Origin of the sequence: Bordetella genomosp. 11 (genome assembly GCF_002261215.1) — a bacterium.
Taxonomy (GTDB): Bacteria; Pseudomonadota; Gammaproteobacteria; order Burkholderiales; family Burkholderiaceae_B; genus Bordetella_C.
In genome coordinates this window covers 2,911,504-2,922,657 of record NZ_NEVS01000004.1, presented here as the reverse complement: position 1 = coordinate 2,922,657, position 11,154 = coordinate 2,911,504, and the positions used below count along the sequence as shown (strand labels likewise).

General features: G+C 63.2%; 10 protein-coding genes. 8 read left to right on the top strand and 2 right to left on the bottom strand.

What is annotated here, in order from left to right:
* Positions 1 to 2: 2 nt before the first annotated feature.
* The 7 genes from nuoI (at position 3) to CAL28_RS20795 (ending at position 6,900) form a co-directional block, all read left to right on the top strand.
* Entirely contained in the window at positions 3 to 491 is a 489-nt protein-coding gene (nuoI, locus tag CAL28_RS20825; protein ID WP_066639049.1) for an NADH-quinone oxidoreductase subunit NuoI, read from the top strand.
* A gap of 16 nt (positions 492 to 507) precedes the next feature.
* Positions 508 to 1,152: an NADH-quinone oxidoreductase subunit J gene (locus CAL28_RS20820; protein WP_094844763.1), complete on the top strand. Its 645-nt coding sequence runs from the start codon at positions 508 to 510 to the stop codon at positions 1,150 to 1,152.
* On the top strand, positions 1,149 to 1,457 hold the full coding sequence (gene nuoK, locus CAL28_RS20815; protein WP_066639044.1) for an NADH-quinone oxidoreductase subunit NuoK: 309 nt from the start codon (positions 1,149 to 1,151) through the stop codon (positions 1,455 to 1,457). The genes CAL28_RS20820 and nuoK overlap by 4 nt, the downstream gene beginning before the upstream one ends.
* A gap of 18 nt (positions 1,458 to 1,475) precedes the next feature.
* Positions 1,476 to 3,530, top strand: coding sequence for an NADH-quinone oxidoreductase subunit L (gene nuoL, locus CAL28_RS20810; RefSeq protein WP_094843108.1), 2,055 nt, complete (start codon positions 1,476 to 1,478; stop codon positions 3,528 to 3,530).
* 12 nt (positions 3,531 to 3,542) lie between these two features.
* A complete protein-coding gene (locus CAL28_RS20805) occupies positions 3,543 to 5,030 on the top strand; it encodes an NADH-quinone oxidoreductase subunit M (protein ID WP_176464056.1) in 1,488 nt (495 codons plus the stop codon).
* Between the two features lie 9 nt (positions 5,031 to 5,039).
* Positions 5,040 to 6,509, top strand: a complete 1,470-nt coding sequence (gene nuoN, locus CAL28_RS20800) for an NADH-quinone oxidoreductase subunit NuoN (RefSeq protein WP_094843106.1) — start codon at positions 5,040 to 5,042, stop codon at positions 6,507 to 6,509.
* A 61-nt stretch (positions 6,510 to 6,570) separates the two neighbouring features.
* Complete coding sequence (locus CAL28_RS20795; RefSeq protein ID WP_094843105.1) at positions 6,571 to 6,900, top strand: DUF2818 family protein; 330 nt, start codon at positions 6,571 to 6,573, stop codon at positions 6,898 to 6,900.
* On the opposite strand, the gene CAL28_RS20790 is transcribed toward CAL28_RS20795, so the two are convergent.
* Entirely contained in the window at positions 6,872 to 7,291 is a 420-nt protein-coding gene (locus CAL28_RS20790) for a YkvA family protein (RefSeq protein ID WP_094843104.1), read from the bottom strand. The genes CAL28_RS20795 and CAL28_RS20790 overlap by 29 nt on opposite strands.
* Positions 7,292 to 7,568: 277 nt before the next feature.
* Here CAL28_RS20790 and CAL28_RS20785 point away from each other — a divergent pair, with 277 nt between their 5' ends.
* Positions 7,569 to 9,803, top strand: a complete 2,235-nt coding sequence (locus CAL28_RS20785; protein ID WP_217906592.1) for a TonB-dependent receptor — start codon at positions 7,569 to 7,571, stop codon at positions 9,801 to 9,803.
* Positions 9,804 to 9,846: 43 nt separating this feature from the next.
* Here the strand turns inward: CAL28_RS20785 and CAL28_RS20780 are convergent, their stop codons facing one another.
* Positions 9,847 to 10,959, bottom strand: coding sequence for a hypothetical protein (locus tag CAL28_RS20780; protein ID WP_094843103.1), 1,113 nt, complete (start codon positions 10,957 to 10,959; stop codon positions 9,847 to 9,849).
* Between the last annotated feature and the right edge of the window lie 195 nt (positions 10,960 to 11,154).

Below are 11,154 nucleotides of genomic sequence, written 5' to 3'. Positions count from 1 at the left end.
ATATGGAAGCGATCAAGGATTTCTTCGGCAGCCTCTTGCTGTCCGAACTGCTCAAGGGCATGCGCCTGACGGGCAAATACTTCTTCAAGCGCAAGGTCACTTTGCGCTACCCCGTGGAAAAAACGCCGGCGTCGCCGCGTTTCCGCGGGTTGCACGCGTTGCGCCGCTACCCCAACGGGGAAGAGCGCTGCATCGCCTGCAAACTGTGCGAGGCGGTGTGCCCGGCACTGGCCATCACCATCGAGTCGGATGTGCGCGATGACGGCAGCCGCCGCACCACGCGCTACGACATCGACCTGACCAAGTGCATCTTCTGCGGTTTCTGCGAAGAAAGCTGTCCGGTGGATTCCATCGTGGAAACCCATATCCACGAATACCACGGCGAAAAGCGCGGCGACCTGTACTTCACGAAGGACATGTTGCTGGCGGTCGGCGACCGCTACGAGGCGGAAATCGCCCAACGCCGCGCCGAAGATGCGCCCTACCGTTGATGCCGGGTACGACTCCATGACTTTCACCACCGTTCTGTTCTACATACTGTCCATCGTGCTCGTGGTGGCGGCCTTCCGCGTCATCACGGCACGCAGTCCCGTCACCGCGGTGCTGCACCTGATCCTGGCCTTCTTCAACGCGGCCATGCTCTGGATGCTGCTGGGCGCGGAGTTCCTGGGGCTGCTGCTGGTCCTGGTGTACGTCGGCGCCGTGATGGTGCTGTTCCTCTTCGTCGTGATGATGCTGGACATCCGCATGGCGGCCCTGCGCCACGGCCTGAAAACCTATCTTCCCCTGGGCCTGGTCATCGGCCTGATCCTGGTGCTGGAGATCTCCTTCGTGCTGGGAACGGCATGGTTCGACGCGGGCGCGCCGGCCGCCATGGCGGGCGACTACAACAACGCCCGCGCGCTGGGTACCGCCATGTACACGCAGTATGTGTACGCGGTGGAAGTCGGTGCCGTGCTGTTGCTGGTGGGCATGGTCTCGGCGATCGCGCTGACGCTGCGCCGCCGCCGCGACGTCAAGTACAACAACCCGTCGGCAGCCGTGCGCGTGCGCGCCAAGGACCGCTTCCGCCTGGTGAACATGCCGGCGCAGAGCGATCGCGCCCAGGCCCGGACCGCCGCGGCCGTTCCGTCCCAAGGAGAACAGAAGTGACGCTGACGCTGGCCCATTACCTGATACTGGGGGCGATCCTCTTCGCCATCGGCATATTCGGCATCTTCCTGAACCGCCGCAACCTGATCATCCTGCTGATGTCCATCGAGCTCGTGCTGCTGGCCGTCAACATGAACTTCGTGGCTTTCTCGAGCTGGTCCGGCGATACGGCCGGACAGGTCTTCGTGTTCTTCATCCTGACCGTCGCCGCCGCTGAAGCGGCGATCGGCCTGGCGATTCTGGTGCTGCTGTTCCGCAACCTGAACACGATCAACGTTGACGAACTCGATCGCCTGAAGGGCTGACGGAGTCCAGGAATAATAATGTCTAGCTCTCCCAATCTTTACCTGCTTATCGCGCTGGCGCCTCTGGCCGGCGCCATCCTGGCCGGTTTGTTCGGAACCGGGTTCCTCGGCAAGCCGATCGGGCGGCGCGGCGCGCACCTGATCACCATCCTCGGGGTGCTGATCTCCACGATCGGCGCCTTCGTGGTGCTGGGCGACGTGCTGGCCGGCCACACCTACGACGGCAACGTCTACACCTGGAGCCTGATCGGCAACGCGCAGCTGAACATCGGCTTCCTGATCGACCCGCTGTCGGCCCTGATGATGGTGGTGGTGACCAGCGTATCGCTGATGGTCCATATCTACACCATCGGCTACATGGCGGACGATCCCGGCTACCAGCGCTTCTTCGCGTATATCTCGCTGTTCACGTTCTCCATGCTGATGCTGGTCATGTCCAACAACATGGTGCAGCTGTTCTTCGGCTGGGAAGCGGTGGGCCTGGTGTCGTACCTGCTGATCGGCTTCTGGTATACCCGGCCGACGGCGATCTTCGCCAACATGAAGGCGTTCCTGATCAACCGCGTTGGCGACTTCGGCTTCGTGCTGGGCATCGGCCTGCTGTTCGCCTATGTCGGTTCGATGCAGTATTCGGATGTGTTCAGCCAGGCCGACAAGCTGGCCGGCATGAGCTTCCCCGGCGCTGACTGGAAACTGCTGACGGTCGCGTGCATCTGCCTGTTCATCGGCGCGATGGGCAAGTCGGCGCAGGTTCCGCTGCACGCCTGGCTGCCCGACTCCATGGAAGGCCCGACGCCGATTTCCGCGCTGATCCACGCCGCGACCATGGTGACCGCCGGCATCTTCATGGTGGCGCGGTTCTCGCCCCTGTTCGAGCATTCCGATACCGCGCTGTCCTTCATCATCGTCATCGGTGCCATCGGCGCGCTGTTCCTGGGTATCCTGGGCATCATCCAGAACGACATCAAGCGTGTCGTGGCGTATTCCACGCTGTCGCAGCTGGGCTACATGACGGTCGCGCTGGGCGCCTCGGCCTACCAGGTGGCGATTTTCCACCTGATGACGCACGCTTTCTTCAAGGCGCTGCTGTTCCTGGGCGCGGGTTCGGTCATCATCGGCATGCACCACGACCAGGACATCCGCAACATGGGCGGCCTGCGCAAGTACATGCCCATTACCTGGATCACGTTCCTGATCGGTACCCTGGCCCTGGTGGGCACGCCGTTCTTCTCCGGCTTCTACTCGAAGGAACACATCATCGAAGCGGCGGGCGCCGCCCACGTGTGGGGCGCCGGGTTCGCGCACTTCGCGACGCTGGCGGGGGTATTCGTCACCTCGCTGTATTCCTTCCGCGTCTACTTCCTGGTCTTCCACGGCAAGGAGCGCTTCGACACCCACGGGCACGGTCATGCCCACCACGACGACAGCCACGGCGCCGAAGCGCAGGTGCACGGTACGGCGGACAGCCACGGCCATGACGACCATGGCCACAGCGGCCCGCCGCACGAGTCGCCCTGGGTGGTGACGCTGCCCCTGATCGTGCTGGCGATCCCGTCGGTCATCATCGGCGCGCTGGCCATCGATCCGCTGCTGTTCGGCAAGTACTTCCAGGGCGCGATCACCGTCCTGCCGCAGCACCCGGCCATGCACGAGCTGACCGAGGACTGGCACGGCTGGGTGGCGTTCGGGCTGCACGCCTTTACCACGACCGCATTCTGGCTGGTGGTGGCGGGCGCGGTGGTGGCCTGGTATTGCTACCTGATCAACCCCAGGGTCCCGGCCGCCATCAAGTCCAGCCTGTCGGGCATCAATGCCATCCTGGAAAACAAGTACTACGTGGATTGGTTCAACGAACAGGTCATCGCCCGTGCCGCCCGCGGCCTGGGCCGGGGCCTGTGGCAAGCCGGCGACCGTGGCCTGATCGATGGCCTGATCAACGGCAGCGCCAGGCTGGTGGGCTGGGTGGCGGGCGTCAGCCGCTACCTGCAGTCCGGCTTCATTTATCACTATGCCTTCGCCATGATCATCGGCATCCTGGCCTTGGTGACTTTCTTCGTGCTGATTCCCCAATAAATGGCTAGCGAGATGGCATCCCACACTTTTCCCTGGCTTACCCTCGCGGTCTTTGTTCCCATCGTCTTCGGCCTGCTGGTGCTCGCCGTGGGCGGGGACGACAAGCGCGGCCTGACGCTGTGGCTGTCGCTGATCGGCGCCGTGGCCGGTCTGCTGGTCACGATTCCGCTGTACACCGGCTTCGACGCCGCGACGGCGAGCATGCAGTTCGTCGAGAACGTGCCCTGGATCAGCACTTTCAACGTCAACTACCACCTGGGCGTGGACGGCATATCGCTGTGGTTCGTCCTGCTGACCGCCTTTATCACCATCATCGTGGTGCTGGCGGGCTGGGAGGTCATTACCAGCCGCCTGGCGCAGTACATGGCGGCCTTCCTGATCCTCTCCGGCTTGATGATCGGCGTGTTCGTCGCGCTGGACGGCCTGCTGTTCTACGTGTTCTTCGAGGCCACGCTGATCCCGATGTATATCATCGTGGGGGTATGGGGCGGACCCAACCGGGTCTACGCGGCGTTCAAGTTTTTCCTCTACACGCTGCTCGGTTCCCTGCTGACGCTGGTGGCCTTCATCTACCTGTGGAACGCGTCGGGCGGTTCGTTCGATATCCTGCAATGGCAGCAGCTGAAGCTGGGCATGACGCCGCAGGTGCTGGTGTTCGTCGCCATGCTCGCCGCGTTCGCCGTCAAGGTGCCGATGTGGCCGGTCCATACCTGGCTGCCGGATGCCCACGTGGAAGCGCCGACCGGCGGCTCCATCGTGCTGGCGGCCATCATGCTGAAGCTGGGCGCCTACGGTTTCCTGCGCTTCTCGCTGCCCATCGCGCCGGACGCGTCGCACAGCCTGGCCGGCCTGATGATCGCCTTGTCGCTGATCGCGGTGATCTATATCGGCCTGGTCGCCATCGTCCAGGACGACATGAAGAAGCTGGTCGCGTATTCGTCCGTGGCGCACATGGGCTTCGTGACGCTGGGTTTCTTCATCTTCAATACCGCGGGTGTCGAAGGCGCGATCGTGCAGATGATTTCGCACGGTTTCGTGTCCGGCGCCATGTTCATGTGTATCGGCGTGCTGTATGACCGCGTGCACAGCCGGCGCATCGCCGACTACGGCGGCGTGGTCAATACCATGCCGCGCTTCGTCACATTCTTCGTCCTGTTCTCCATGGCCAACAGCGGCTTGCCCGCCACCAGCGGTTTCGTGGGCGAATTCATGGTGATCATGGGCGCGGTGCAGCACAACTTCTGGATCGGCCTGGCCGCGGCCACCGCCCTGATCCTGGGCGCGTCGTACTCGCTGTGGATGGTCAAGCGGGTGGCCTTCGGCGAAATCGCCAACGACCACGTGCGGCAGCTCACCGACATCAATCGCCGTGAATTCCTGATCCTGGGGCTGATGGCGATCACCGTGCTGTACATGGGTATCTATCCCAAGCCCTTCACCGACGTGATGCACGCGTCGGTCCAGGCCCTGATGCAACACGTCGCCATCTCCAAACTGTAAGCCAAGACAATGATGCACTCCTCACTCGATTTCGCATTGGCGACGCCGGAGATCCTGCTGCTGATTCTGGGCGCGGCCATCCTGCTGATCGACGCGGTCAGCGACCATCCCACGCGCAAGCTGAGCTATCTGCTGACGCTGGGCACCCTGGTGGCGGTAACCATCGTTTCGCTGGTGCAATGGCACGACGGCGTGAAGGGCAGGGGGTTCGGCGGCCTGTATGTCGCCGACGACCTGGCGCACCTGCTGAAGATCGCCTCCTATGTCGCCGTGTTCGTCACGCTGGTCTATGGCCGAATCTATTCGCAGTCGCGCGACATGCTGCGCGGCGGCGAGCTGTACGTGTTGTCGCTGTTCGGCCTGCTGGGCCAGATGGTGATGATCTCGGCCGGCAACCTGATCACGGTGTACCTGGGCCTGGAACTGATGTCGCTGTCGCTGTACGCGCTGATCGCGCTGCGCCGCGATGACGCCACCGCCACCGAAGCCGCCATGAAGTACTTCGTGCTGGGCGCGCTGGCTTCGGGTTTCCTGCTGTATGGCATGTCGATGATCTATGGCGCGACCGGCCATCTGGACCTGGCGGAGATCGCCGCCGTCATCGCCGGCGGCAAGGCGCAGAACCTGCCGCTGGTGCTGGGTGTCGTCTTCATCGTGGCCGGCCTGGCCTTCAAGCTGGGTGCCGCGCCTTTCCACATGTGGGTGCCGGACGTCTACCACGGCGCGCCGACGGCCGTCACGCTGCTGCTGGGCGCCGCGCCCAAGCTGGCCGCCTTCGCCATCACGCTGCGCGTGCTGATCGAAGCGATGCATTCGCTGGCCGCGGATTGGCAGCCCATGCTGCTGATCCTGGCCGTGCTGTCCCTGGCCGTGGGCAATATCACCGCGATCGCGCAAAGCAATTTCAAGCGCATGCTGGCCTATTCGACGATCTCCCACATGGGTTTCGTCCTGCTGGGACTGGCGGCCGGCGGCAGTTCGCCCGCGGTGGGCTACGGCGCGGCCCTGTTCTACATGGTGACCTACGTCCTGACCACGCTGGGCAGCTTCGGCATGATCCTGCTGCTGTCGCGCGACGGTTTCGAGTGCGACACCATCGACGACCTGAAGGGACTGAACCGGCGCAGCCCGTGGCATGCCTTCATCGTGCTGCTGCTGATGGTTTCGCTGACGGGCCTGCCGCCCACGGTGGGTTTCTATGCCAAGCTGGCCGTGCTGCAGCCCCTGGTGCAGATGGGCCACGTCGGTATCGCGGTGATCGCGGTCATGTTCTCGCTGATCGGCGCTTTCTACTACCTGCGCGTGGTCAAGGTCGTGTACTTCGACGACCCGGTCGGCGAAGCGCATCCGGTGTCCGCTTCCTGCGTGCAGCGCGGCCTGATGTCGCTGAATGGCGCGCTGCTGCTGCTGCTGGGCCTGCTGCCCGGCGGCCTGATGGCGGCGTGCGTGCGCGCGGTCCAGACCTCCCTGGGTCTTTGATCCCATTCGATAAACGGTCACGGCGGGGCCTGCCCCCCGTGACCCGTCTTCTTCCGGGCTGATGAGTCAAACCCTCGCCATCTGGCTGTTGATCGCGCTGGCCCTGGCCTGCGCGAATTTGCCTTTCCTGAGCGAACGGGTCTTTGCGTTGTTCCCCTGGCGCAAAGGGGGGCTGCCGGCGGTCAAGCCGTTCTGGCTGCGCCTGCTCGAATTGCTTGTGCTGTACCTGGTTGTCGGCGGCCTGGGCTTCGCTTTCGAGTCCACCTTGGGTAACCGCTTTTCCCAGGGCTGGGAGTTTTATGCCATCGGCCTGTGCCTGTTCCTGGTACTGGCGTATCCCGGCTTCGTCATCCGCTACCTGTTCAAGCGCCGGCAACCGCGGCGGGATTGAACCAGGCGGCGCGCACCCATAGCGCGATTGCGGCGGCGATCGCTATCCACACCAGAACGACGAAAATCGCGCCCGTGCGGCTGCGCGGGCGAGGCAGCCTGCGCGCGGCCCACGCCTGCGCGCGTTCGCGGCTGTCCGTCCGCACCGGCCCGGGCAGGGCGCGTATCGTTGCCGCGATCAGGATCGGCACCAGGATGATGTCGTCCAGCAATCCCAGCACGGGAATGAAGTCCGGTATCAGATCGATCGGGCTGAGAATATAGGCGACCACCAGGATCGCCAAGGCTTTGGCGTACCACGGCGTCGCCGGGTGGCGCAGGGCGAACCATAGCGTCATCGCGTCCTGCCGGGTGCGCAGCGCCCACAGGCGCGTGAGCTTCAACCAGGCCATTTTGCTTCTCCTGATCCCGGAATGGGATGGCTCCAGCTTATCGCGGATCGTCTTTCAACCGGCGCCGTGCATCGATCCCGTCCGCCGGATGCGGCGCGAAACCTTACTTAATACTGAATGTCTCGTGGGCGAACGTCTGAGCGGACCTGACGTCGAACCGCCACATTTTCTTCACAGGGTTAATAAACATTGTTCGAGGCCACAAGTTTGTCTATGATTCGATACAAAAATTCAAATAAGAATCATTGTCATTATTGTTTTGTCTCGGAGAAGCCCCTTGAAACAGCAGGAGTCGTATTCGCTGAATACGCTGACGCAGTCCCTGGCCGTCGCCCTGGCCAGCCCCGCCTTGTTCATCGCCACGCAGGTTTCCGCCCAGAACGCGCCGGTCACGGAAATGGCGCCGGTACAGGTGGAAGGCGATTCCCTCTACGACGTGCCGGTATCCTCGTCGACGAAATTCACGGCGCCCTTGCTGGACACCCCCAAGTCGGTGCAAATCATTCCGCAGACCGTGATCCAGGATACGGCGGCGACCTCGCTGCAGGATGTCCTGCGGAACTCGCCGGGCATCACCTTCGGCGCGGGGGAAGGCGGCCAGCCCCTGGCCGATCGCCCATTCATACGCGGCAGCTCATCGGGCAGCAATATCTTCGTCGACGGCATCCGCGACCCCGGCGGGCAGACACGCGAGATCTTCAATGTCGAGAGCGTCGAGATCATTCGTGGGGCGGACTCCGCCTATGGCGGCAGGGGATCGGGGGGGGGGAGCATCAACCTCGTCAGCAAGAAACCCAAGCTGGGGTCCTTCGTCCAGGCGGACGCCGGGTTGGGCAGCGACGCATACTGGCGCGGTACGGTGGACGCCAATTGGCAGTTCAACGATAACTCCGCCTTCCGCCTGAATCTGCTGGACGGCAAGGGCAACGTGCCGGGCCGCAACGTGGTCGACTATGACAAATGGGGTGTCGCGCCGTCGCTGTCCTTCGGCCTCGGAACGCCGACGCGCGTCACGTTGAGCTACTACCATTATCAATCCGACGGTATGCCGGACTACGGCGTGCCGCTGGCCAGCAAGATCCCGGGCAAGCGCACCAGCGACGGCATCCTGAATGTGGGCCGGGACAAGTTCTACGGGGTGCTCGACCGCGATTACCAGAAGAACAAATCCGACATCGGCACCGTCGAATTCGAACACGATTTCAACGACCGCATGACGGTACGCAATGCGACCCGCTATGGGCAGACGCTGAACGACTATGTGCTGACCAACCCCGGCGACGGCGGCGCGGCGCGCTTCGACCCCGTCACCAACGAATGGTGGATGCAACGCGGCTTGAAGTCGCGCTGGCAGCAGACGACCCTGCTATCCAACGTGACCGAGCTGTACGGCAAGTTCAACACGGGTACGCTCAAGCATACCTATGACATCGGCGTCGAGTTCACCAGCGAAAGAAACAAGAACGCCAGCTATAACGTCACGACGACGGCCGGCAGCTTCTGCCCCGGGGTGTACGCGGCCGGCGCGATGGACTGCACCCCCGTCTATCATCCCGATCCGCATGACAATTGGTCGGGCAGCATTTCGCGGGGGCCGCTCAGCAACGATTCCACGTCGAATACCCGCGCCATCTACGCGTTCGATACGATCGAGTTCAATGACCGCTGGTCCCTGAACCTGGGCGGCCGGTTCGACAACTACCGCATCGACGGCGACTTCCTGCCACGCGGCGCCACCACGTCGCAAAGCAGCGACGGCAGTTGGAATATCTTCAGCTACCAGGCCGGCGTCGTGTACAAGCCGGCGCCCAACGGCAGCATCTATTTGTCCTATGCCACGGCCTCGACGCCGCCGACAGTCAGCGGTGGCGACCAGGAAAGCCTGGCGGCGAACACCGGCAGTCTCGATCCTGAAAAAAGCCGGACGGTCGAACTGGGTACCAAGTGGGATGTGCTGAACGAAAAACTGACCTTGACCGCGGCGCTGTACCAGACCGAACGGACGGATGCGCAGATCGAGGTCGACCCGGGCGTATTCGCGCAGGCCGGCAAGACGCGCGTGCGCGGGCTGGAGCTGGGTTTCGCCGGCGCGGTCACGCCGAAGTGGAATGTATTCGGCGGCTACAGCTTCATGGACAGCGAACTGCTCAAGGGTGCCTATAACGGCGTGAATCAGGGCGACCCCTTGGCCAATACGCCGCGCAACAGCTTCAGCCTGTGGAATACCTACAAACTGCTGCCGAAGTTCACCGTCGGCGGCGGCATTTACTACGTCGGCAAGACCTATGGCGGAAACCAGGGCGGTGCCGGCGGCGGCACGAACAGCGTTTATATGCCGGCATACTGGCGTTTCGATGCCATGGCGGCCTACCAGGTATCGCCCAATCTCAGTTTCCAGCTGAACGTATTGAACCTGACCGACAAGGAGTACTTCTCGCGGACCAACGGCGTGCACCACGCGGATTATGGACCCGGCCGCCAGGTCATCCTGACGACGTCGCTGCGGTATTGACGCGTGGACGGCGGGCGGACCTCGTCACGCCTGCCTGCCGGCATCAGCCGATCTTGTCCTTGAGCCGGGTGGCTCCGGCCACGATGTTGGCCTGCACCGCCGCCACCGCGGCCTTGTATCCCTTCGCGGGGTCGCCATTGCCGAACAAGGTCGCGATGGTCAACAGCGCCACCGGGCATCGTCCCCCGGCGGCGCCGCGGGCAGTCCGGCAGCCATGGTTCATGGAAGGCTGCCGCGCGCCTTTCAGTAAACCGGTGGCGACCTCATAGGGATGCCGATGGGTCCTCTGCTCGGGACCGCGGAATTTATTGGCGACAGCGTGGGCCTTCTTGTGCATCATGTTCCATGCGGGGATGGGGGCTGTAATGACGTTCAGGCCCATCGCGGCATCCATGGCGGGATTCATGCTCATGTTGACGAGCTCCCGTGTGTACTGGTGGCATTGGCAGTCGCAGTCGGGGTAGTGATCCAGCACCGACTGGATGCCGTCGAGCCTGCTGTACGAGAGCGCCACTTTCAGTGTCGCCATCAGGTGCGCGAACACCGACCCCATGGAAGCGAATGTCGCGGCAAATTGCGAAAAGCCGCTGGCGCTGTTCGAGGTCCAGTGGGCAATCTGGTTCAATAGATTCGCCAGCGTGGGGGATAGCGCGGTCTTCACGCCCAGAGGGGTCGCGAAATGCGATCCGTAGGTCGCGGCGCCATGCGCGTAGCCCGTCACCGCGAAGGCCTGCGAGATTTTGTCCACCCATCCCATCGGCGTCATCACGACGGCCGTGGCACCGGAAACCTCCACCGCATTGTTCACGACCTTGCCGATCCGTGGAAAGTTCACTCCGGCGGCTGCCGCGCCTTTGAGCGCCAGCACGGGCACGCCCTTGACCGGGCCGTAGCCGAAGGGGATCTGCAGGACGATGGGCGCGATCTGCTCGAAGAGATCGAGCCACTTGTTCGCTTCCTCGATGGTGAACCCGCCGACGGCGTGGCATTCGCGGCTTGCGACATCCAGGCCGCCCAATGCGGCCTGCATCATGGCAAGAACCGCATCGAAGGTCTTGCGCTGCCGCTCCATGTAGGCAGGATCCCGGTGTCGGGAGGCCATCATCGCCTGCAGCTCGCGCTGCTTGTACGTCTGGTAACTGGTGGGGTATGGCATCGTGATCTCCTGCGACTGTCCCCGGGGAGGGAAATGAACCGAACATTGGTCCGTCCCATATTCTTGTCTTGTCCCGGGGGCAAGTCGTTCAGAAGTCTCTGATCCATCCAAACTTCAAATTTGCATGCCGTGCCGGCCGGCGCGGATGTTTCGATGTGCCGCGCGCGGTCGGGAAGCGCGCGGCGGATCGGCGGG